11 protein-coding genes are annotated in these 23,828 nt (G+C 70.3%); 2 read left to right on the top strand and 9 right to left on the bottom strand.

Features of this window, described 5'->3' with window-relative positions:
* Nucleotides 1-68: 68 nt before the first annotated feature.
* From eccCb to GA0070621_RS29310, 4 genes are all read right to left on the bottom strand, one after another.
* Entirely contained in the window at nt 69-4,391 is a 4,323-nt protein-coding gene (gene eccCb, locus GA0070621_RS00200) for a type VII secretion protein EccCb (protein ID WP_167666450.1), read from the bottom strand.
* Nucleotides 4,392-4,393: 2 nt separating this feature from the next.
* Nucleotides 4,394-4,819, bottom strand: a complete 426-nt coding sequence (locus GA0070621_RS29720; protein ID WP_167666449.1) for an effector-associated constant component EACC1 — start codon at nt 4,817-4,819, stop codon at nt 4,394-4,396.
* A 99-nt stretch (nt 4,820-4,918) separates the two neighbouring features.
* A complete protein-coding gene (locus GA0070621_RS00195) occupies nt 4,919-5,596 on the bottom strand; it encodes a hypothetical protein (RefSeq protein ID WP_157739792.1) in 678 nt (225 codons plus the stop codon).
* Nucleotides 5,593-5,961 carry a hypothetical protein gene (locus tag GA0070621_RS29310; protein WP_157739791.1) on the bottom strand — a complete coding sequence of 123 codons (369 nt, stop codon included), beginning with the start codon at nt 5,959-5,961 and terminating at the stop codon, nt 5,593-5,595. Before GA0070621_RS29310 ends, GA0070621_RS00195 begins: the two co-directional genes overlap by 4 nt.
* Before the next feature lie 160 nt (nt 5,962-6,121).
* Between GA0070621_RS29310 and GA0070621_RS00190 the strand changes: the two genes are divergently transcribed.
* Both GA0070621_RS00190 and GA0070621_RS00185 read left to right on the top strand, forming a co-directional pair.
* A complete protein-coding gene (locus GA0070621_RS00190) occupies nt 6,122-8,104 on the top strand; it encodes a sensor histidine kinase (RefSeq protein ID WP_157739790.1) in 1,983 nt (660 codons plus the stop codon).
* Nucleotides 8,092-8,745, top strand: coding sequence for a LuxR C-terminal-related transcriptional regulator (locus GA0070621_RS00185; RefSeq protein ID WP_091190122.1), 654 nt, complete (start codon nt 8,092-8,094; stop codon nt 8,743-8,745). The genes GA0070621_RS00190 and GA0070621_RS00185 overlap by 13 nt, the downstream gene beginning before the upstream one ends.
* 5 nt (nt 8,746-8,750) lie before the next feature.
* On the opposite strand, the gene GA0070621_RS00180 is transcribed toward GA0070621_RS00185, so the two are convergent.
* From GA0070621_RS00180 to GA0070621_RS00160, 5 genes are all read right to left on the bottom strand, one after another.
* Nucleotides 8,751-9,149 carry a hypothetical protein gene (locus tag GA0070621_RS00180; RefSeq protein ID WP_091190119.1) on the bottom strand — a complete coding sequence of 133 codons (399 nt, stop codon included), beginning with the start codon at nt 9,147-9,149 and terminating at the stop codon, nt 8,751-8,753.
* A 146-nt stretch (nt 9,150-9,295) separates the two neighbouring features.
* Nucleotides 9,296-15,580 carry an RHS repeat domain-containing protein gene (locus tag GA0070621_RS00175; protein ID WP_091190117.1) on the bottom strand — a complete coding sequence of 2,095 codons (6,285 nt, stop codon included), beginning with the start codon at nt 15,578-15,580 and terminating at the stop codon, nt 9,296-9,298.
* Nucleotides 15,581-16,050: 470 nt separating this feature from the next.
* Complete coding sequence (locus tag GA0070621_RS00170; protein ID WP_157739789.1) at nt 16,051-16,539, bottom strand: hypothetical protein; 489 nt, start codon at nt 16,537-16,539, stop codon at nt 16,051-16,053.
* Between the two features lie 319 nt (nt 16,540-16,858).
* Nucleotides 16,859-17,584, bottom strand: a complete 726-nt coding sequence (locus GA0070621_RS00165; protein WP_157739788.1) for a hypothetical protein — start codon at nt 17,582-17,584, stop codon at nt 16,859-16,861.
* Complete coding sequence (locus GA0070621_RS00160) at nt 17,565-23,417, bottom strand: RHS repeat domain-containing protein (RefSeq protein WP_231921110.1); 5,853 nt, start codon at nt 23,415-23,417, stop codon at nt 17,565-17,567. Before GA0070621_RS00160 ends, GA0070621_RS00165 begins: the two co-directional genes overlap by 20 nt.
* Between the last annotated feature and the right edge of the window lie 411 nt (nt 23,418-23,828).

Raw genomic sequence — 23,828 nt, 5'->3', positions numbered from 1 at the left:
ACAAAAAGGGTCAATAAGCACACCGCATAGACACTGATCACGATGGGTAAGTCATCGATGCCCCGTCGTCACGGCTCCGGCGGCGACCAGGCGGTCTGGACCACCCGGTTGCCGTCCCGGCGACGAACCAGCGTGCCGCGTCCCGCCGGCATCGGCTGCGGTCGCAGCCCACCCAGCAGCGGCCCCTCCTCCCGGCTGCCCGACATCAGCAGACCCGGCGAGTCCAGCTCGCGCAGACGTTGCAGCACCGGCTCGTAGAGCGCCCGCGCGGCCCCACCGACCCGACGGGCGACGACCAGGTGCAGGCCGATGTCCCGCGCGTGCGGCAGCAACTCGTGCAGCACGCTCAGCGGGTTGGTCCCACCGGTGGCGACCAGGTCGTAGTCGTCCACCAGGAGATACAGCTCCGGCCCCTGCCACCAGGAACGCTCCCGGAACTGGTCGTACGAGACGTCCGGCCCGGGCAGCCGCCGCTCCATCGCCTGCCGGACCTGCTCCAGCCCCTCGACGAAGGCCGGCCGCGCGGCGGCGTAGTGCAGCAGGTGCTCCCCCTCGACGGCGTGGAGCAGGCTGCGGCGGTAGTCCGCGACCATCAGCCGGGCCTGCTCCGGTGAGTACCGGCCGACGATCTGCCGGGCGATCAACCGCAACAGGTTGGACTTCCCGCACTCGGCGTCACCGAAGACGATCAGATGCGATTCCCGGTCGAAGTCGAGGTGGACCGGGGCCAGGTCCGCCTCGCCCAACCCGATCGGCAGCCCGGTCGCCGTCGGGTCACGCACCGCGTCCAGCTCGGCGGCCGAGAGCTGGCGCGGCAGCAGCCGTACCGGTGGGGCCGGGTCGCCCGGCCACGCCGCCGCGACCCGTTCCGCCAGCGCGACGGCCGCCGCCGTCAGATCCTCCACGCCGTTACGGCCGTCGATGCGGGCCAGGGCGGTCAGGAAGTGCAGTCGGCCGGGTGCCAGCCCCCGACCCGGCGCGGACCGGGGTACGCTCGCCGCCGCCCGCCGGTCGAACTCCGATTCCGTCGGGTCACCGAGCCGCAACTCCAGCTTGGCGCCGAGCAGGTCCCGCAGGCTGGACCGGAACTCGACCCAACGCACCGCGGTGAGCACGACGTGCACGCCGAACGCGAGCCCACGCTGGGCGATGTCGGTGACCGTCTCCTCCAGTTCCTCGTACTCCTGGCGCAGGGTGCCCCAGCCGTCCACCACGAGAAAGATGTCCCCGTACGGGTCGTCGGGGACCTTGCCGGAGTCGCGCAGCGCCCGGTAGTCGGCCATCGAGCCCACGCCGTGCTGGGTGAAGCGCCGCTCCCGCTCGTCGAGCAGCGCGGCCACCTCGGCGACGGACCGCCGGACCGCCTCGGCGTCGCGCCGCCCGGCGACCCCACAGACATGCGGCAGCCGATCCAGGCCCCGCAGCGCGACGCCGCCGAGGTCGAGGCAGAAGAACTGCACCTCGCGCGGGGTGTGAGTCAACGCCAGCGACGCCACCAGGGTCCGCACGGTGCTGCTCTTGCCGGACAGCGGCGCGCCGACCACACCGACGTTCCCGGCGCTGCCCCCGAGTTCCAGGACCAGCGGCTCCCGGCGCTGTTCACGGGGCACGTCGACCAGGCCGATCGGCACGGCCAGCGCGGCCTGCGGCGGGCCGGCGGTGAGGCCCCGGGCCGGGTCGGCCAGCAACGGCGGCAGGAGTTCGTCGAGCGTGGGCGGTTCGCCCAGTGGCGGCAGCCAGATCTGGTGGGCGGGAGCGCCCCGGCCGTGCAGCCGCGCCACCAGGACGTCGAGCGTGCTGCATCCGGCCAGCTCCGGAGGTACGTCGACCTCGGCGTCGTCGGCCGGGCCGGAGACGTACCCGGCACGGAACTGGGTCATCGCCACCCCCGCCTTCAGGTAACCGTGCCCAGGGGCGGCGGGCAGCGCGTACGCGTCGGGCACCCCGAGCACCGCCCGGCTCTCCGCGGCCGAGAAGGTGCGCAGCCCGATCCGGTACGACAGGTGGTTCTCCAGCCCGCGCAGCCGCCCCTCCAGCCGCTGGCTGGCCAGCAGCAGGTGCACGCCGAGGGTGCGGCCCACCCGGGCCGCCTGCACGAGGACGTCGATGAACTCGGGCCGCGCGGCGAGCAGCTCGGAGAACCCGTCGCAGACGACCAGCAGGGTAGGCAGGGGCGGCAGGTCGGCGTCGGCCGCCCGCGCGTGCGCGTAGTCCCACCGGTTGGCGTGGTTGCCGGAGCGGCTCAGCAGTTCCTGCCGGCGGAGCAGTTCGCTGGTCAACGCGTCCGCCAGCCGGTCGATCAGCGTGACTTCCTCGGCGAGGTTGGTGATCACCGCGCTCACGTGCGGCAGCGCGGCGAACGGCGCGAGGGCCGCCCCGCCCTTGAAATCGACGAGGACGAGGTTCAGCTCCGCCGAGGAGTGCCGCGCCACCAGCGCGGCCACGAGGGTACGCAGCAGCTCGCTCTTGCCGGACCCGGGCGCCCCGACCAGCAGGCCGTGCGGGCCCATGCCGTCCCGGGCCGGCTCCTTCAGGTCGAGCAGCACCGGCTGGCCCCGCTCGTCGAAACCCAGCGGCACCCGCAGGTGGTCCGGGCCGAGCGGGGTGTGCCGCCCCTCGAACCGCCAGAGTGCCGCCCGATCCGGTACGCCGAGGACGAAGAGCGCCTCGTCCGTCTGCGCGACGACGGGCGACGGCAGGCTCGACCGTTCGCCGGCCGCGCCCCACGCCTCGGCGATCACCGACACCAGCGTTCCGCCGCCGTCCGCCGTCCCGGTCTCGGCGTCCAGCTCGACGTCGCGGTCGGCGGGCGTCAGGTCGGGCAGGGCGATGCGGAACGTACGCCGGCCGTGGATGGCCCAGCCCGGCATGTTGACCGGCAGCCGCGTCGCCTGGTCCGGGCTGACCAGCGACTCCTGCGGCTGTGACAGCCGGGTCTCGATCCGGATCTGGGGCAGCTCCCGCAGGTCCTCCGGGATGCTCCGCCAGCTCCGCTCGACGACGGCCACGTGGACCCCGTAGCCGAGGCCCTTGTTGGCCAGGTCGACGACCCGGGTGGCGAAGTCCGGCAGCAGTGTGGTGAAGTCGTGCCAGCGGTCGACGACCAGGAACACGTCGGGCCACGGCCCGGCGTCGAGGGTGGCGCGTCGGGCCCGCAGGCTGGTGGGCGACTCCAGGTTGTAGCGGCGGAACAGCTGCTTGCGGTCGAGGACGTCCTGCTCCAGCCGGTCGAGCAGTTCGCCGACGTCGCCCACCTCGTCGTCACCGACGACGGCCCGTACGTGCGGCAGGCGCCGCATCGGCCCGAGCCAGTTCCCGCCCGACTCGAGGCAGTTGAACGCCACCTCGTCGGCCGAGTGGGTCAACGCGAGGCCACCGATGATGGTGCGCAGCAGGCTGGTCTTGCCGGTGCCCGCCCGACCGACCACCAGCAGGTGCCCGTCTGCGGAGGCCAGGTCGAGCCAGACCGGCTCGCCGGCCGGCTGGTCGATCCGTTGCGCCTGCCCGACGGGCACCTTGAGCAGCCCGCGCCGCCGCCAGTCGGTCGCGCAGAGCTTGACGTCGTCGGCCGGTTCGAGCGGCCCGAGCAGGTCACCGAGGCGCAGCTCGCGGTGGTCCCGCCGGCGGCGCTGCCGGTGGTGGCCGTCGCGGGACAGGGCGATGTGTATCTCATCGCTGGCGCTGCCGAACTGGCACGGCGTCTGCGCCGACCGCTTGGGCAGTTCGAGGTGGACGTACCGCCACAGGTCGTCCGGGGTGATCCGGCCCTGGCCGGTGATGTCCGCCGCGCCGGTGCTCAGACCCTGGATGATCGTCTCGGTGAACGCCGACCGCAGGCGCGGCCCGGTGCCGGAGGCCGGCCGCCCGTCGTCGGCCCGTTCCACCGAGTTGGTGGCGGTGATGACGTACCGGCCGTACCCGGTCTTCAGCTCGCCGTCGATCGCCAGGTCGTCCGTCGTCTTCAGGCCGTGGCCCTCGAACGCGCCGCTGTAACAGCAGTCGAGCAGGATCACCGAGCTGGCCGCGTCCGACTCGTCGAGGAGTTCCCGGACGAACGACGCCGAGATCGCGGTCGACGAGAGGTGGTCGAGTTCGGTGTTGGCCACCGCCAGGTGCAGCCGCCCCCGCTTGCTGCTGCGGACGCCGTGGCCGGAGAAGTAGAGCAGGACTAGATCCTCCGGGCCGGCCGCCCGCAGCATCGACTCGATCGCCCGCTCGATCGAACTCTTGGACTCGTTCTCCAGCAGCACGGTCTGGTCGAACGCGCCGACGTCGGCGTCCGCCAGCAGGCTGAGCAGGTCACGCGCCTCCTCCCGGGGCGCGTACAGGTCCGCCAGGGACTCGTCGATGTAGCGGTCGTTGGCGATCAGGAGCGCGCGTCGCTGTCCCACTGTCAGCTCCCGGCGCTGGTGCTCCCGCCGTCCGACGACGAACCGGGTAGCGCCGGGTCGGACGGTGCGCCGAGAAGCTGCGTCAACCGGTCCAGCACGGCCGGATCGATCCTTGTGTCGCCGGTGACCACGACCTCCCGGTCGCCGTTGCGGACCCGGATCGACCGGGCCTTCACCCGGTCGGCGTACGCCACGACGATCTGGGCCAGGGCCCGCATGGTGCTGGCCGAGAAGACGCCGCCGACGACGAGCATGCCGAGCTCCCACGCCTGCGCCGACTTGCCGGGCCCGACGGCCGGCGCCTGGGCGTGCGCGACCCGCAGCCCGCGTACCGCCCGCAGGTCGTCGGCGAGGCCGGCGGCCAGCCCGTCGACCCGGTCGGCGGGCAGCGCCGCCGGCGGCTCGATCAGCAGCGAGAGTTCGGTCACGACCCACCTCCGGCAGCACGACTGTCTACATTCAACACCACCGGGTCGCGCCACCCTCGCCGCTGGCCGGCACCCCGTGCTCGGGATGCCGGCCAGCGGTCAGCTGGTGCGGGCCAGCCGGAGCGCCAGGACGGCGAAGCCGACGGCCTGGAGCGTGGCGCCGGTGACCTCGAACCACTCGGTGCCAGCGATCAGGCCGGTCACGTGCAGCACCGGCCAGCAGCAGATCGCGACCGCGGCCAAGGTCGGCGCGGTCCGGGCGCGCAGCAGGGCGATGCCGAGCAGCAGGGTGCCGAGGATGTTCCCGATCACGAAGAGCAGCAGGAACGGGATGGCGGACTCGCTCGCGGCGTCCAGCACCGCGGCGTAGTCGCCGGTGGGGCCGCCGCGCTGGGCCATGGCCAGGTCGACGAGGCCCTTCATCGCGACGCCGAAGTACGCCACGTACCCGCCGATCATGAGGGATCCGCCGATGAGGCCGAGCCGGTTCGCCCGCTGCCGGGTGAACCCGATGGCGCCGAGCGTCGCCGGGATGATGAGCAGGCAGCCGAGCATGGCCGCGATGGTCGACGCCCGCAGCGGCCCCGGATGCGCGGCGGCGAGGGCGAGGCTGTCCGCGCCGGTCTGGTCGCTGCCGCCGTTGCGGGTGGCCCAGGCGTAACAGGCGTTGGCGACCACGAATCCCCAGGGGGCGAGCACCATCGTGAGGGCGGTGCCGACCCGGCGCGGTGCGTCGGTCTGGGCGAGCGTGGCCTCACGGTCGAGGGTGGCGGTCATGACGTGGCCACCGCCGGACGCCGGAGGCCCGGCCAGATCAGGATCAGGGCGGCGACGGTGACCACGAGACCGGCGCCGATGAGCACCTCGTTCGCGGTGGAGATGCTGTCGTCGCCGAACGCCGGCAGCACGGCGAGGCCGGACAGGATCCGGGTGACGATCACCGAGACCAGGCCGCCCCGCCGTCCGCGCCAGGCGAACCAGCCGCCGGCGAGGGTGATCGCGCCGAGCAGGGTGATCACCACGGCGGCGGCGACCGGCGGCTGGCCCTCCCCGCCCACTCCGAAGAACCCGGTGGCCAGGTCGCTGAGGCCGAGCACGCCGGCGAGTACGAGACCGACGATGAAGCCGCGCGGATGTCTCACGATTGCCTCCCTTGAGCGGATGTCCTGGCCAGCAGTTTTCGCCGGACGCACCGGGGAGCGCATCGTGGCGGACGCGGGACCCGGGGTGCGGGAAAGTACGGAGGGCATCTCCGTGCTGGCACGTATCCGTCGGCGCCACGGTGGGCCTACGGTGAACGCCATGACGATGCCGCGGCTGGTCGCGTACGCGATGACGGCGGTCGCCGTCGCGCTCGTCGGCGCGGGCGGTTGGCTGCTGACCCTCGGCCGCGACGCCGGTCAGACCGTCTACTTCGCGACCGCCTGCCTGCTCGCCGCCGCCTCCGTGGTTCTGGGCATGCTGATCGTGACGAGACGCCCGACCAACCTGGTCGGCGCCCTGCTCACCTTGTTCGGGCTGCTCGCCATCTGGGTCGCCCTGACCGACGTCTACGGGTATGTCGTGGCGCACCATCCGGGGCGGTTGCCGGTCTCGTCGCTCCTGGTCACCACGGCCCAGGGCTCCTGGATGCTCAACTACGTGCCGGCGGCGCTGCTCATGCTGCTCTTCCCCGACGGTCGGCTGCTGCCCGGCCGGCGCTGGCGGGTGGTGGCCGCCGGCCTCGTGGTGGTGCCGGCGGCGTTCATCATGCTCACCGGCCTCGACCCCGCCCCGTTCCCGCCGCCGTTCGCGGACGTCGACCACGCGTTCGGCACCCCGCCACCGTCGCTGGCGCGGGTGCTCGGACCGATCGCGGTCGCCCTGCTGCCCGGGCTGCTCGCCCTGCTCGTCGCGTCCACGGTGGCGATGGTGGTGCGGTACCGGCGGGCCACCGACCCGGTACGCCGGGCGCAGGTGAAGTGGTTCGCGCTCGGTGCGTTCTTCCTGCCCGCGACGCTGTTGCTGTGCTGGCTGAGCTACCTGCTGCTCGACGGGCCGGACCTGGCCGTGGTCGGGCTCGCCGCGACGCTGATCGCGGTCCCGACGGCGACCGCGATCGGCATCCTCCGCCACGACCTGTACGACGTGAACAAGGCGCTGAGCGCCACGGTCACCTACGGCCTGGTCACCGCCGCGCTGCTGGCCTTCTACACGGTCGCCATGTTCGTCGCGGGCGTCGCGGCCGGCCGTTCGTCGCCGGTGGCCGCGGCTGGCGCCACGGCGGTCTGCGCGCTCGCCCTGTCCCCGCTGCGCGTCCGGTTGCAGCGCGAGGTGGACCGCCGGTTCTATCCCGCCCGGCGGGCAGCGCTCGCGGCGATCGAGGACCTCCGCGATCGGATGCACGCCGGTGAGGCGGCGCCGGAACGGCTAGAGGAGGCGCTGCGGCAGGCGCTGCGCGATCCGGAGGTACGCGTCGGCTACCGGATGCCGGGCACGAACGAGCTGGTCACCGCGACCGGGGAGAGCTTCGGGGTGGCCGAGGACGCGACCGTGATCCGCCTCGGTGGCCAGCAGATCGGCGTACTCGTCCGCGGCGGGACCACAACCCGCGAGCTGATGCGCGAACTCGCCGACGCCTGCGCGCTGCTCGTCGAGGTGGTCCGGCTGCGGTTGCAGCTACGCCGCGCCCTGCTCGACGTGGAGGCCAGCCGGGCGCGGCTGCTGCGCGCCGGGTACGCCGAACGGCTGCGCCTGGAGCGCGACCTGCACGACGGCGCCCAGCAGCGGCTGGTCTCCCTCGGCATGGCGCTGCGGCTCGCCCAGCGGCACCTTCCCGAAACCGACGTCTCCGGCCTGCTCGACCAGGCGGTCGCCGAACTGGGCACCGCGGTCGCGGAGCTGCGGCAGATCGCGCACGGGCTGCGCCCGTCCAGCCTCGACGAGGGGCTGGCCAACGCGCTGACGATGCTGGTCCGCGGCGTACCGCTGGCGGTCACCCTCGACGTCTGCCCCGAGCCGGTGCCCGAGGACCTCGCCACCACCGCCTACTACGTGGCCAGCGAGGCGCTGACGAACGTGGTCAAGCACTCCGGCGCCAGCGCCGTACACCTGCGGGTGGCCCGGGCCGACAACGATCTGACGGTGACGGTCCGCGACGACGGCGTCGGTGGGGCCCGGGTGCGGCCCGGCGGCGGGCTGGCGGGCATCGGCGACCGGGTGGCCGCCGCCGGGGGTGCGCTCACGGTGGCCGGCCAGCGCGGCAACGGGACCCTCGTCGAGGCGGTGCTGCCGTGCGGATCGTGATCGGCGAGGACTCGACGCTGTTTCGCGAGGGCCTGGCCCGGTTGCTCGTCGACGCCGGGCACGAGGTGGTCGGCAAGGCCGTCGACGCCCCGGGCCTGCTGGTCGCCGCCGAGGAGGCCGCGCCGGACCTGGCCATCATCGACGTACGGATGCCGCCCGACCACACCGACGACGGCGCCCGCGCCGCGCGCCAGATCCGTACCCGCCACCCGAACCTCGGCATCGTGCTGCTCTCCCAGCACATCGAGACCCGGCACTCGGTGGATCTCGTCGCCGGCGGGCGGTTCGGCTATCTGCTCAAGGACCGTGTCCTCGACGTCGACGACTTCCTCGACGCCCTGCGACGGGTCGCGGCCGGCGGGTCGGCGCTGGACCCGGAGGTGGTCACCCGGCTCATCGGCCACCGGCCGCCGGACGACCCGCTCAGCACCCTCACCGCCCGGGAGCGGGAGGTGCTCGCGCTGATGGCCGAGGGGCGCACGAACGTCGGGATCGCCCGCCGCCTGTGGCTGACCGAGCGGACCGTCGAGGCGCACGTCAGCTCGATCATGGCCAAGCTCGGCCTGGCCTCCTCCGACGAGGACCACCGGCGGGTGCTCGCGGTGCTCGTGCACCTCCGGCGGTCAGGTCATTCCGGGTGAGCGCATCACTTTGACGGCTCGGCCTGTCCACCGTTGCCGCCCGCCCCGTCCGCGACGGATTCCTCGACGTGGTGCGAGGCGCGGATCACCCCGCCGTTCTCGAGGATGGCCACCCGGTAACCGTGGGCGACGAGAGCGGCGAAGATCGTCTCGGCCAGCCTTGGTTCCGCCGACGGATCCGTCAACGTCACATCGATCACGTACGGGTTGCTGGCGAACGGCTCGATATCGGCCGGGTCGAACTCCACCCAGAAGTGCCCCGTGGGAAGCGCGCCCTCCACCGACGGTTTCTCGCCGGGCAGATCCGTGACGGTCGCGCCGGTCGCTACGGCGACCACGTCCACGAGTTGCTCGAACGACTGCCGCTCGTCGAGTAGGCCCACCACGAGCGAGTAGTCGTTCATGGTCCATCGTCCCTTTCGCTTGGCCGATCGGGTGGAAGTCCGCTGGTTCCACGCCGGGCGGTGCCCCCGCTGCTCGATTCAACCAGCGGGGGCACCTGGATCCTCATCTGCCCGACGGACGATGCGTGATCATCCCTGGGCGAACCTCACAACGGCTGGTTGATGGACTGGAACGGGCTTTGCCAGCCGGCGCCGCCGTCGATCACCTGCCAGTACTTCAACGACGGGTTCGAGTGATTCCGCATGAAGTTGGCCCGCCCCGCTTCCACGTTCGCCTTCTCGACCCCGTCGCGGACCAACACGTATACCCGGTCCACGTGCTGCCCGTTGGCGCTGCGCAGCCGGTCACGGGCAGCGCTCTGAGTGTTTGTCTGGAGCTTTTTGAACTCCGCGCGATGGCCGTCCACGTACGCGTCGAAGCCCCTGTTACCCGATTCGCCGGCGACTGGCAGCGAGTCGTCACGCGATTCGACCTTCTGCTTCCCGGTAAACGCGAGCCAGAAGGCGATCTCGAACTCGTCGTCGTCGAAGCCCGAGTTGACCTTGCCCAGCACCTTGTCCTTGATGAACTTGCCCTCGCGGGCCCGTGACTCGTCGATCCGATCCAGGGCCTCGTTGATCTGCTCGGCGAGCTTCTCGTTGGCGATGTTGGCACCGGTGGTGCAACCTGCGAAGACGTACGGATTGCCCATCTTACAGGCGTCGAAGTTCGCCTCCACCATCTCCTCACGGAGCTTGCCGATCCAGAACTTGCCCTCCAGGAAGATCTGCCGGTGGCGCATCTCACGCAGCATCCGCGCCTTGTCGGCGTTGCCGGTCGCGGCCCGTTCCTCGTCGTCGGACGAGTACCCCCGCTTCGGGACGGCAGCGCTGCACCCGTTGCAGCCGTCGTTGTGGCCCGGTACGGCGTGGTAGTTGCCGGCGAGGTCCACGTAGTCGGCGCCCGGCCCACAGTTGTCGTCCGAGCAGGCCCGCTCACCCGATGGGTCGGAGTAGGTGACCGGGCTGTTGCTGCTGTAGGTGTACGCACTCCACTGCTGTGGATCGGTCAGGTCCATGATCGGGTCGACGCTGATGAACCGACCGGTGGACGGATCGTATTCGCGGGCGCCGAGGTGGGTGAGACCGGTGTTGTCCCGCGTCCCACCGACGAAGCCCTTACTGTTCGGCCAGGCCGGATCCCCGCCGCGCGGCACGCCGTACGGAGTCTGCCGACGGATGGTGGTGGCCTGGGTGGCCGCGTCGACGGCCACCTGCCCGGTGCCCTGGTGGTCAGCGGCCAGCCAGCTCACGCCGGCAGCGGTACGCGACGCCACCACCTGACCGGCGATGCTGTAGTAGCGGGTGGTCTTCGCGCCACCGGACGTGGTGTGCCGGATCTCCTGCCCCGGCAGATAGAGCGTGCGGCCCGTCGGGTCGCGGCGAATCAGCCGGTTGCCGTCGGCGTCGTAGATGTACCGGGTCTCCCCGGTGCCGTCCACGCTGGTCTCCAACCGACCCTCCGGATCCCAGGTGAGTGTCTGGGTGCCGGACGACTTGGTGGGCCGGGTGAGGGTGTTGCCGTTCTCGTCGTACGTGTAGCTGCCGGTGGTGGCGCCGCTGGTGCCCGTCACGGCATGCGGTCGCGCCGCTCCCGTGGCCGGGTACGCGTAGGTCGTGGTCGCGTCACCGGACGAGGTGTGCACCACCTCCGTGCGGCGGTTGCCGATCTTGTCGAAGCTCCACGAGTGCCAGTACGGGGCCGGCCCACCGAGACTGGCGACACTCCGCGTGGCTACGCAGTCCCCCGAGGCCGGGGTCCACGCTTCGGTGAGCCGGCGGAGGTGGTCGTACGCGAAGCACTGCGTGTCGTCGACCGGATCGGGGGTGACGTCCCTGGTCTGGGTGATGTTGCCGACCGGGTCGAACGTGTACCGCACGTCCGAGACGGTGTTCGGTGCGACGGAGTCCCGGTCGATCCGGATGCCCGTCAGCCGGCCCGTCTCCAGCTCCCGGGTGAACGCCTGCCAGACGTGTCCGCCCGAGCCGGTGTCCAGGGTCACCTGGTCGATCTGGCCGAGCGCGTTGTAGACGACCGCGCTGACGTACGCCTGTTGCTGACTGCCGTACAGAGTGTTCAGCGTGGTGACGTTGCCCAGGTCGGTGTAGGCGTAGGAGACGGTCTCGGCGGGCAGGTCACCGACGGTCCCTGGGAAACTGGCCGACTTCAGGGAGCCGTCCGGGTTCCAGGTGTTCTCGAAGTTGTAGGTGCCGGAGAGTCCCGTCTCGGAGGTCGGGACGATGACCTGTGTGCCGGTCGACTGGTACTGGTCGTTGTAACCGAGGGCCTTCACCTGGTAGCTGGCGGAGCCCACGAACCGCGTGCTCTGGGTGAGGTATCCCTTGGCCAGGGTGTCATAGACCCATTGGGCACGCATGGTGCCGCCGACCCGGTCGTCGTACGCGGCGCGTTTGCGGCCCAGCGGGTCGTAGAGGTAGGCGATCGTCTTACCCCGGGCGTCGGTGGTGCTGGTGGTCCGGCCGCCGTTGTCGTAGGTGTTGGTGGTCGGTCCCCGGTCCGGGTCCCGGGTCTCGATCTGCCGGCCACGGATGTCGTAGGTATAGGTCCACTTGTTGCCGACCGGGTCGGTCACCTCGGCGAGTTGGCTCTTGCGGTTGAACGCGTACCTCGTCGCATCCCATGAACCGGACACTCCGGGGGTGGGTGCCGGGCCGTTGTACTGCCGCAGCTCGACGGTGCGACCGCGGGCGTCCGTGACCGTCGACGTCGCGGTCCCGCCGGCCGGCGGGGTGACATCGGTGCGGTCACCCGCGTAGTAGGTCGAGGTGCGCCACCGTTCGGCCGCGTACGGCTGGAAGATCGACGCGATCGTTCGGCCGGCGCCGTCGTACACCGTCCGGCTCTGGTTCGGCACGAACGCCGCCTCGGTGGCCGTGACGAGGGTGGTGCCGGGGTTCCCGCTGGTGTGATAGCTGCCGTACGACCGGACCTGCCGGCCAGCGGTGTCGTAGAAGGTGTCAGTGAGCAGCCGGCCGCCGGACGGCGACGGCGTCTGGGTCTGCCGAGCCCGGAGCAGCCCGTCGTACAGGGTGTACGACGTGACGTAGTTGCCCGCGTTGTTGAGCTGGGCGGTGGAAACGACGGTGGGCGCGGTGTCCCGGATCAGGTAGCCGTACGTCAGGTTGGCGGTCTGGGTGGCCTTGTCCCGGCCCGGCTGCCAGACCGAGGTGAGCCGGCCGAGCGCGTCGTAGGCGAGGTCGGTGACCTTGCCGTTCGCGTCCACGCTGCGTGTGGGCAGACCCCACGCGGGCTGTGCCGTGGTGGTGCTGACGTGTTGCAGCGGGTTGGTGACGGTGGTCGCGGTGAGCGGTCCACCAACCGCCGGCGTGTATGCGGTGGTGGTGAGGGCACCCATCGCGTCCCAGGTGGACGTGGTACGACCGTGCGCGTCGTACGCGGCCCGGCCGACCGTGGAAAAGGTCGGGGTGCCACTGCTCCAGGACTCCATGCGTTCGATCCGGGTGACCAGGCCCCGGGTCGCGACGCTCTGGAAAGCCTGGTCGTCGTACGAGTTGCGGACCTCACCGATGACCTGGTCAGCCGAGAGCGTGCCGCCGGTGTCGCCGCACTTCACCGCGTAACTCTGGGTCCGGTGGACCCGGTCCATCAGCCACGCGGTCGTGTTGCGCGGCGCGTAGTCCGTCTTGGTGCACAGCTCGTCGCCGTCGACACCCTCCTGTCCGAGGTCGTCGACCGAGACAACCATGCCGTACTGGTCGTAGCCGGTGGTGGTGCGGGTGACCCGCTCCCCGCGGCCGCCATCCAGCGTGGTGAAGTCGCGGACGGTGGCGATGCGGCTGAACCGAGCGGTCACCGTGTCGCCGTTGATGGTCCGGGTCGCGGTGACCGGCGAGGTCCAGGGCTCGTTGGTCTGCCGGGACACCACCGCCCCGCCGGGCCCGTTGAACGTCTTCGTCTCGCGGGTCATGCCCGCGTACCAGTCCTCGTCGGCGATCCCGTCGATGTTGACCGAACGGGTGCCGCCACTCGGGCTCAGCCGGTCGCCGTTCATGCCGCGGAAGTAGCGCGTCTCGCTGTACGTCTGCTCACCCGGGTCGCCGACGGTGACCGCTACCCGGCCGTACCCCCGGTAGTCGGACCAGGTCTTGTTCTTCGGGTCGATCAGACCGTCGTCATCGTTGTAGTGCCAGGCAGCCCCGTCCAGGTAGCTGTACGTGTATACGACGCGGGGGCTACCCTGCGGCGGGACGCCGCCGGTGTGGTCGGTCTCGTAGACGGTCGTGACGACGTATTTGTGGAACCAGTCGGTGACCGGGTTGGTGTACCCCTCCGGCGTCCAGATCACCGGGTAGCACCGGCGGGTGTTGGTGTGCGGCGTCGGCATCGGCTGGCCGGCGACGCAGTCAGGCGCCGAGTAGGTGACGTTGACCGTGCCGCCGGACTCGTTGGTGATCCGCGCGATCCGCATCCAGTTCATCGCGGCGGCGAAGTCGATGGTGTCGACCCGGTTGGCGAGCTGGGTATAGGCGAACCGCACGTCGGGCAGGCTGGCGGTGCCGCCGAACAGGCCGGTGTGGGAGATCCGGTCCAGCCAGAGTCCGGCCCGGGTGCCGTCGCCGGGGTCGGGGAAGGTGTGGGTGAATGTCCAACGCTCGACATCGGTGTAGCCGCTGCCGGACCTGACCTGCGTGTTCACCGCCTGAAGCCGCTTGGTGGTCCAGAAGGTCGGGGAGAAGTTGTCCGGGCAGGAGGTGCCGGCGCACGCGGCGTCCCAGGGCGTGTCCGGCCAGTGCGCAGCGTCGTGAGTGGCGCAGGAACTGAGGCACCGGTCGGCGGCCGTGAAGGTCACCCGCATCGGCGCGGAGCCGCTCAACGCCGAGTCGACGCCGTTGTCCCGCCGGGTGCCGTAGTCGATCCGCTGCGGCGAGCTGGCGCGGTCGTACGTCACGGCGTCGTTCGGGTCGAGGCGGCGGCCGTACTTGTTGGTCTCCTTGGTGTACCAGTACGAGGCCGAGTTGCCGGACGGGTCCACGACATAGTCGAGGTTCCACCGCCAGGCCTGGACACAGCTGGAGTCGGCGAACGCGGTGGCGTGACAGGGCTCTCCGGGGTTGTTGCCGAAGACCGGGACGGTCAGTGCCGAATTGGTGACCGGATCCCCCGACTTCCAGCCCGGCAGCCGGTTCAGGCCGAACCAGTACTGGATACCGTCACCCGTGGTGACCACCCAGTATTCGCCGTCGTTGTCGCCGTTGCTCGCACCGGTCCGCCGCTCGATCCGGGACCCGTCGTCGTTGCGCAGGTGCCAGCGCTTTTCGGTCGAGTTGTAGATCAACTCGCCCGATCCGCTGGCCAGCGAGAGCGTGGCGTTGTCGGTCGCCCAACACTGGTCGAACGTCTTCGTGGTGTTGTTCGCCGATCCGCCCATGTCATCGCTGCACGACTTGTACCGGCGTTCGATGAAACCTCCGGTGGAGATTTCGAAGCCCTCGCCGACCGAGGACGGCTGATTGTTCGAGGCGGCGTGCCGGCCGTCGACCGACTGGGAGGAGTAGTTCAGCGACAGCCCGGGTGCGGGTCCGTTCAGCGCCGGCGGTGTCCGCAGCGGGTAGGACCAGTTGAACGCGCCCGAGTTACCGCCCGCCGACCAGGTCGAGGAGGCCGACAGCGAGGTCGCCGCGTAGTTTCCGGCGGGCCCTGACGGGCCGGCCGAAAGCGCGACCAGGGTGCCGCCCGCCGCCGCACCCACCGGCACGTCAGCGGTGACGGTCTGCTGCGCCAGGTCGTTGCTCGACGGTAGCGGGGTGCCGGCGCAGCGACGGTCCGCCGGGGTCGACAGCGCGCACGCGGGCAACTGGACCAGGCGCAGGCGACTGGCCCAGTCGGCGCCGTAGGCCGTGGCGAACGACCGGTAGTCGACGCTGGCCCGTACCGTCCCGGCGCTGTCGTTCTCGTCCGCCCGGTCGAGGCGCAGCAGCAGGCCGTTGACTCCGGTACGGCTGGTGGTGGCGCGGTCGAGCACCTGTACCCGGACCCGCCCTGGTGCGGCGACGCCCTTCTCCGGCGCGGCAACCCGGATCGGCAGGGCGCCTGCCGGGGCGGGGCCGGTGGTGCGGGTGGTGGTCAGATCGACGATGCTGCTGCCGGCAGCGGGCCAGCTCGGCGCCGGCCTCCTGCTCGCGTCCGGGAGGATCTTGCTTCCGGCCGGGGAACTGGGAGTGATCTTGTCGACGGGTACCGTCGGCACCGGCTTCGGCGCCGACGGCCGGTACGGCGCTCCGATCGGCGCGGCCTGGGCCGGCGCGTGCAGCAGGCTGGCGACGACCGTGGCAGCCAGCGTCGCGGTGACGGTCCGCCGCAGCGTACGAGCACGATCGTGCCGTACGGGCGGCGGAACGGCAGGGGGCATGTGTACCTGCACGGAACCTCCGTGTACTAGGGGCGAAATCGATGGGGGTCAATGCTCGACGACACACTCGACGACGAGCACGACAACATGCGGTCCGAGAATCAGAAGGGCGCGGAGCCCAGGGTGCTTTCCTCGCCGACGCGAGGTTGACCGACGCCCGCCGGAGCTGCGGCCGCTACGGCGACCAGCCATCGGTTCCCAAACCCTGACACAACCCGCGCAAAGCGCGCAGGCACAGGCCAACCAACCACTAGCGACCCCCGTGATATCACCATTGTGGTGCGCCAGACACTAAAGATGTAAAAGCATCCATGTAAAGGGGGGTCGCAAGCTGCGAGCACAAAATGGGCAAAAACTGCCGCAAGTAGGGGCCCTGATCACGGTAGGTTGATCAGGGCCGAGGCAGCAGACCCCCGGCCGGCCACCATGACGCTCGGCAGGTTGATTGCCGGAGCATTCGGCGGGGCTGGTCAGGGATAGAGGTTGGGCGCCATGCAGCTGGCGAAGATCAGCGCGAACACCCAGTCGAGGTTGGACGGTAGGCACAACCGCACCAGCAGGCCCGGCCGTCGCCCGCCCGTTCGGGGGCCGCGCCTGCGGGGAGGTCCGAGACGGCGGTCGAGATCCGGTGTGAAGTACTGCGACAACGCCCACTTGAGGCCGCTCGCCAGGACCATGCCCAGGGTGAACATGTGCAGCGTGGTGGCGCCCGTCATGACACCTTCGTGCACGGGATAGCTGGCCCCATCGCTCGGCCGCAGCTGAGATGCCGCGATGTACACCGCGAGCGGCACCAGGCTCAGACCGAACCACGCCTGGGTGCGGAAGAGGTTCGCCATCTCGGCGTCGCCACCGGTGCCCGGCCAGTCCCGAGCGTGGCCACGCACCTCGTCCAGCGTCCAGACGAACCGCTTGTCCCGGTTGGCCAGGCGCACCAGCAGCGGCGCGGTCAGGACCACGAGCGGTCGTCCCAGGTCCCGCAACTGCCGCCGCGCCCGGCCGGCCTGGACTTCACGATCATCGTTCATCAGCGGAGCAGCCAGCCACCCGGCATCTTGACATTTTCGCACCCCCCAGTTGGGAGCACGCCGCCGAGCTACGGCCCGCGTTCTCCCACGCGAAGGCGTTTCCTGCGTACTCCCACTACTCGCGACGCCGCTCCGCCTCGCACGCGAGCTGCGGAGGCAGCCTGCTGTCTGGACCTGACTGAGGTCGGGACAGCAGGCTGCCTCCGCGTAACCGGTGATCCGACCGTTGTCTCTCCCGGCCGGGCCGGCCTCAGGAGACGGCTGCGAGGCGCTGGGCTGCGGGAGCGGCCAGTTCCCGGGTCACCTGCTCGGCCCGCTCGGCGGTGGCGGCCCGGGTCTCGATCCGGGAGGCGATCTCACCCCGCGCCAGCAATGCGGTACAGAGATGGGTCGAGCCGTCCGGGTCGTTCTCGTCGATCACCTCGCAGAACATCAACTGGTCGTCGAGCCCGCTCAGGCGGGAAAGCTCCCGCTCGCCGAGAATCCGATGCAGCCCTTCACGGTCACGGTAGGTGCCACAGCCGAGCTGGCCACGAACCTGGGCAACGGCCTCAGCCGCCGGACTGACGCCCCATCCGCCGGCAAACTGCTGGATCCGAAGGTCCGACGCCTTCCACTCCCGGCGCTGCCCGAAAGCACTCAGGTATACGCCGTTTCCCGGCTGGGTATCGCACACCTCGGAGAGCAGGTCGTCCATGTACGGCGACTGGAGCGGCACCGCAACGACGCCGTCGATGTCCAAGGCCGGCCCGATCAGCACCGTGTCGATCTGATCCTCGAGTTCGCGGCTCAGATCATAGAGTGGCTGCACGCCGGTCACCGCCGGGTCGGTGCTGGACGGGCTGGCCGACAGGGTGGCCGGCCGCGCCCGGCCACCCGACGGGGAGGTTCCGTCGCTCGTCCCGCAGGCCGAGATGAGGAGGATCCCCAGAACGGTGGCCAGGGCGGACAACGGCCTACCAACGATGCGGTTCATCAATAATCGCCTTCGGGTCACTCACGGTCGCGCTGCGTGGCGAGCCGATCGTCCACGTCACTTCCTTCACCATGGAACCTGAGGAGTTGAAACCCTTCGCCTTGCCCAGCACGGCGAAGCGGCCGTTCTCGTCGTCCTTGATCCCGCTCCCGACGTCGTTCGCGTCCGGGTTGAAATTCCACCGATCCTCGGCGTGCATCGTGATCCTCATGGCAACCGTGTCACCGGTGACGGTGACCTCGGCGCTGGCCCACATGTCAAAGGACCCGACGATCTTCTGCCACTTTTCGGTTGATGGCTGCCCCGGGAAGTGCCGGTTCACACCGGTCATCTGGAACGAGTTGCTGCCGGACTTGCCCATCAGTTCCTCCGCTGCCAACTGCGCGGCCGCGATCTCCTGGTCGACGTGGCGTCTGATCTTCGCGTCCTCGTAATAGGCGGGCGAGAACATGAAGACGTAGGGATCGCCGGTGCCGTTCAGGTAGTGGTCGTACATATACGGCGCGTCGGCCCAACCCGCGCATCGGCCCACGTTGGCCTTCTCGGAGGAGATGCAGCCGTAACGGTACGCCTGCCACTTCGACCAGCTCGCCACGTCCGCGGGCGTCCACTTGGCCTTCGGGTCATGCACGAACTCATCGTCCCATGGGCCGTGGTTGGTCGGGTTCCGGGGCGAGCCAATGCAGAAGCGCTTGGTACAGACCTTTGGCTTCGTGATTTTCGTGGTCTTGCCGCCCGGCTCGTGCACGATCTCGCCGTCCGGCGTCGGCGTGGTGTACATGGTGCACTGGTCGTCGCCGCACTGCTTAAGCCCGGTCGGGTCGCTGGCGGTGACCGGGCTGTTGTTGCTGTAGTTGTAGCCGTTCATCTGCTGCGGGTCGGCCAGGTCCAGAACCGGGTCGACGCTGATGAAGCGACCGATGGCCGGGTCGTACTCCCGCGCCCCGAGGTGGGTCAGGCCGGTGTTGTCCTTGGTGCCGCCGACGAAGCCCTTGTCGTTGGGCCACGCCGGTTGGGTACCGCGCGGCGTCCCGTACGGAGTCTCGCGTCGGATCGCCGCCTGCTGGGTCGCCGCGTTGACCGTCACCCCGGCGGTGCCGTGATGGTCACCCGTCAGCCAGTTCAGGCCGGTGGCGGTCCGCGACGCGATGGTGGAGCCCACGTGGGAGTAGTAGCGGGTGCAGGTGGTGGTCTGCGTGGTGGAGTTGTAGCGGATCTCCTGCCCCGGCAGATAGAGCGTCTTGCCGGTCGGGTCCCGGCGGATCAGCCGGTTGCCGTCGGCGTCGTAGACGAAGCTGGTCTGCCCGGTCGAGTCGCTCGCGGTGTCCAGGTGCCCCTCGAAGTCCCAGGTGAGGGTCTGGATACCGGGGGTGCCGCTGGGGCGGGTCAGGGTGTTGCCGGTCTCGTCGTAGGTGTAGCTGCCCACCTGACCGCCGGTGGTGGAGGTCAGGCTGTGCGCCTTCGGCGAGCCGTCGGCCGGGTAGTTGTAGGTGGTCGTGGTGTCCGCGGTTGAGGTGTGCACGACCTCCGTACGGCGGTTGCCCACGCTGTCGAAGGTCCACGACCGCCAGTACGGCGCGGGGCCGCCCAGCGCGCCGGCCGACCGGGTCGCCGCGCAGTCGCCCGAGGACGGCGTCCACGCCTCGGTGAGCCGGCGCATCTGGTCGTAGGCGAAGCACTGGGTGTCGTCGACCGGGTCGGGCGTGACGTCAGTGATCTTGGTGATGTTGCCGGTGTCGTCGTAGCTGTATCGAACGTCGGCGAGGATGTTCGGCGCCACCGAGTCCCGGTCGGTCCGGATGCCGGTGAGCCGTCCCGTCTCCAGCTCCCGGGTGAAACTCTGGAACACCCGTCCACCGCTACCGGTGTAGAGCTCCACCTGGTCGATCTGGCCCAGGGCGTTGTAGTCGGTGTCCGCCACGTACGAGGAGTTGACACTGCCGTACAGCGTCCGGAGGGCGCTCGGCAGTCCGAAGCTGTTGTAGTCGAAGAGCAGGGTCTCGGCCGGCAGGTCACCGTTCGTGGACGGCATGCTCTGCGAGGCCACCGAGTTGTCGGCGTTGTAGGTGGTGCCGAAGTTGTACGTGCCGGCCAGGCCGGTCTCCGAGGTGGGAATGATGATCTGTTGGCCGGTCGGCTGGTAGGCGTCGCTGTAGCCGGTGTTCTTCACCTGGTACGACGCCGCGCCGACGAACCGGGTGGACTGGGTCAGCTGCCCCTTCGCCACGGTGTCGTACAGCCACTGGGCACGCATGGTGCCGCCGACCTGGTTCTCGTAGACCGCCCGCTTCCGGTTGAGGGAGTCGTACTGGTAGGCCAGCTTCTTGCCTCGGGCATCGGCGAGGGTGGCGACCCGGCCACCGTTGTCGTACGTCGAGGTCGCCTTGCCCTTGTCCGGGTCGACGACCTCGGTCTGCCGGCCGCGGATGTCGAAGGTGTAGGTCCACTTGTTGCCGCGGGCGTCGGTGACGGCGGTCTTCTGCCCCTTCCGGTTGAAGGTGTACTTCGTGGCGTCCCAACTGCCCGCCGTACCCGGCGTTGGGATGGCTCCGTGGTAGTACCGCAGCTCCACCAACTGCCCACGGGCGTCAGCGACGCTGGAGGTGGCGGTGCCGCCGGCGGCCGGAGTGAAGTCGGTGCGGTCACCCGCGTAGTAGGTGGAGGTACGTGAGCGCTCGGCGTCGTAGGGCTGGAATATCTCTGCCGTCGCCCGACCCGCGCCGTCGTACACCGTCCGGGTCTGGTTCGGCACGAATGCCCGCTCGGTGGTGGTGACCAGCGTGCTGCCGGCCGTACCGGACGCGTGGTAGGAGCCGAAGCTCTTCGACTTACGCCCTGCGGTGTCGTAGAACGTTTCGGTTAGGAGGCGCCCGCCCGAGATCGACGGTGCCTGCGTCTGCCGCTCCCGCATCAAGCCGTCGTAGAGGGCGTACGAGGTGGAGTACGTCCCCGACGGGGTGAGCTTCGACGCCGCGACCACCGTGGCCGCGTCGTTGCGGACGGTGTAGCTGAAGGTCGAGTTGGCGCTCTGGGTGGCCTTGTCGCGGCCGGGCAGCCAGACCGACTTCAGCCGGCCGAGTCCGTCGTAGGCCAGGTCGGTCCGTTTGCCGTTCGGGTCCACCACCGAGGTCTCGATGCCGTATCCGGGCGAGAGAGTCGCCGTGGTCACGTGCTGGGCCGCGTTGGTGACCGTGGTGGCGGTCACCGGACCGCCGGTGGCGGGCGTGTAGGCGGTCTTGGTCTCGTAGTTGTTCGCGTCCCAGACCGAGGTGACGCGGCCCTGGCTGTCGTAGGCCGTACGAGAGACGGTGGTGAAGGTCGGAGCACCGGCGTTCCACGCCGACATCTCCTCGTTCCGGGTGGCCATACCGCGCGTCGGCGCGACCCCGAAGGCGTTGCCGTCGTACGAGGTTCGGACCTCCCCGATCACGTCGTTCTCCGTCAACGACGTGGGCGCGGCGGTGTCCGCGCACTTCACCGCGTACGACTGGGCCCGATGCGCGCGGTCCATGATCCAGGCTGTCGTGTTACGCGGGGCGTAGTCGGTCTTGGTGCATCGCTCGTCACCCTCGACGCCGTCCTGGCCGAGATCGTCGACGGCGACCGCCATGCCGTAGCTGTCGTAGGTGGTGACCGTCTTGGTGACCCGCTCGCCCCGGCCGGCGTCCAGCGTGGTGTGCCGGGTGGTCGTGCCGACTCCGATGAACCTCGCGGTGACGGTGTCCCCGTTGATCGTCCGCGTCGCCGTGGCGGCCGACGCCCAGGGAACGTTGCGCTCCCGGGAGACCACCGGACCACCCGGGCCGTTGTGGACCGTGCTCTCCCTGGTCATCCCGGCGTACCAGTCCTCGTCGGCGATCCCGTCGATCGTGACCGACTTGGTGCCGCCCGTCGGGGTGGCCCGGTCCCCGTTCATCCCCCGGAAGTACCTGGTCTCCGTGTACGTCTGCTCACCCGGATCACCGACGGTGACGCCGACCCGCCCGTAGCCCCGATAGTCCGACCAGGTCTTGTGCTTTTTGTCGATGATCCCGTCGTCGTCGTTGTAGTGCCACGCCGCACCGTCGTAGTAGCTGTACGAATAGACCACCCGCGGACTGCCCTGCGGCGGCGCTCCACCGGTGTTGTCGTTCTCGTAGATGGTTGTGACCACGTACTTGTGGAACCAGTCCGTCACCGGGTCCTGGTAGCCCTCCGGGGTCCAGATCACCGGGTAGCAACGCCGGGTGTTCGTGTGCGGGGTCGGCATGGTCTGCCCCGCCTTGCAGTCCTGGGCGGAGTAGTTGACGCTGGTCGTACCGCCGGCCTCGTTGCGGATCTTCGCGATCCGCATCCAGTTCATCGCCGCGGCGAAGTCGATGGTGTCGACCCGGTTGGAGAGCTGCACCGGGGTGAACTCGACGTCCGGGAGGCTGGCGCTGCCCCCGGCCAGGCCGACGTGGGAGATCTTCGAGAGCCAGAGACCGGCCCGGGTGCCGTCACCGGGGTCGGGGAAACTGTGGGTGAAGGTCCACCTTTCGACATCGCTGTACGCCGAGCCGCTGCGGACCTGGGTGGTGACCGACGCCAGCCGCTTGGTGGTCCAGAACGTCGGCGCGAAGTTGTCGGTGCAGGACGTGCCGGTGCACTCGGAGTCCCAGGGGGTGTCCGGCCAGTGCGCCTCGTCGTGCGTGGCGCAGCCGCTCAGGCAGCGGTCGGCCTCGGTCAGTTCGACCCGGAAGGGTGCCGGGGTGGCGAACACCGAGTCGACGCCGCTCGTCTGCCGTGTGCCGTAGTCGACCCGGTCCAGCCAGCCCCCGCGGTCGTAGGTGGTGGCGTTCTTCGGGTCGAGGTTGCGGGCGTACTTGTTGGTCTCCTTGCCGTACCAGTAGGAAACGGAGTTGCCGTTGAGGTCCAGGACGTAGTCGAGGTTCCACCGCCAGGCCTGCGTGCAGTAGGAGGCGGCGAAGGTGGTGGCGTTACACGGCTCGCCGGGTTCATTGCCGAAGACCGGCACCGTCCAGGTCGAGTTCGTCTCCGGGTTTCCCGAGGCCCAGCCAGGAAGCCGGTTCAGTCCGAACCAGTACTGCATGCCGGCGGTGGTGGTGAGAACCCAGTACTCGCCGTTGTTGTCCCCGTTGCTCGCGCCGGTCCGGCGTTCGATTCGCGAACCGTCGTCGTTGCGCAGGTGCCACCGGCCCTCGGTGGCGTTGTAGATCAGTTCACCGGCGTGACCGGCGAGGGACAGCGTCGCGTTGTCCGTCTCCCAGCAGAGGTCGGTGGCCTTTTCGGTGTTGTTCGCCGAGCCGCCCATGTCGTCCGAGCAGTTCCGGTAGGTGCGCGCGATGTAGCCACCGGGCCAGCCCTCGAAGCCCTCACCGATCCAGGAGGGCTGGTTGTTGGAAGCGGCGTGCCGGCCGTCGACCGACTGGGACGAGTAGCTGAGCTCCACCTGCGGCTCGGGACCACCGGCACCAGGCGGCACCCGCATCGGGTACGACCAGGTGAAGGCGCCCGCGCTGCCGCCGGCATTCCAGGTCGCGGACGCCTGCAGCGGGGTGGCCTTGTAGTCACCGGCCGGGCCGGAGTCGGTCGCCTCCAGCGCCATCAGGGTCTGCGCCCCGCCGGCGGCGACGCTCGCGGTCACCGTACGGGAGCGCAGATCGTTGTGGGATTTGAGGGGCGTGCGGTGGCACTCCTTGCGCTCCGGTGTGCGCAGGGCGCATTCGGGCAGCGAGACGAGGCGGAGCCGGCTGGCCCAGTCGGCGCCGTACGCGGTGGCGAAGGACCCGTAGTCGATGGACACGTCCGCCTGCCCGGGCGCGGCGATGCCGTCCGTACGGCTGACTCGCATCAGCAGGCCCCGCACCCCGGCGCGCGTGGTGGCGGCGCGGTCGAACACCTCGACCCGTACCCGACTCGCGGCTGCCCCGGCGGTACCTGCGGTCGCGGCCGACCGGTTGACCCGGACCGGCAGGGTGCCGGCGCGAACGGGGCCGGCACCCTGCCGGCCGGCGGTGAGGTCGACCTCCGCCGCGCTGGCCGCCGGCCAGACCGGGGCCGGCTTGGCAGCGGCCGGCGGCAGCTGCTTCGCCGTCGGCACCACGGCCGGCTGGACCGTCTTGACTGGCACCGTGGGCGCCGGCTTGGGAGACGAACGCTGGTAGCCGGCGGCCGTGGCCCGCGCCGGGCCAGCCTGCAGCAGTCCGGCCACCAGGGTGGCGGCGACGGCCGCCGCAAGCGGGGCACGGCGCCAACCCTTGCC

It is taken from the genome of Micromonospora narathiwatensis (genome assembly GCF_900089605.1).
GTDB classification, from domain to species: Bacteria; Actinomycetota; Actinomycetes; order Mycobacteriales; family Micromonosporaceae; genus Micromonospora; species Micromonospora narathiwatensis.
Note: the sequence above shows the minus strand (reverse complement) of the source record. Positions and strands in the feature narration are given on the sequence as shown.

Excerpts from the sequence above, each read along its gene's own strand:
- GA0070621_RS00175 (WP_091190117.1), bottom strand. The coding sequence starts at position 15,580 with ATGCCCCCTGCCGTTCCGCCGCCCGTACGGCACGATCGTGCTCGTACG.
- GA0070621_RS00195 (WP_157739792.1), bottom strand. The coding sequence starts at position 5,596 with ATGACCGCCACCCTCGACCGTGAGGCCACGCTCGCCCAGACCGACGCA.
- GA0070621_RS00180 (WP_091190119.1), bottom strand. The coding sequence starts at position 9,149 with ATGAACGACTACTCGCTCGTGGTGGGCCTACTCGACGAGCGGCAGTCG.
- GA0070621_RS00190 (WP_157739790.1), top strand. The coding sequence starts at position 6,122 with ATGACGATGCCGCGGCTGGTCGCGTACGCGATGACGGCGGTCGCCGTC.
- GA0070621_RS00165 (WP_157739788.1), bottom strand. The coding sequence starts at position 17,584 with ATGAACCGCATCGTTGGTAGGCCGTTGTCCGCCCTGGCCACCGTTCTG.
- GA0070621_RS00160 (WP_231921110.1), bottom strand. The coding sequence starts at position 23,417 with ATGCGAGTCAGCCGTACGGACGGCATCGCCGCGCCCGGGCAGGCGGAC.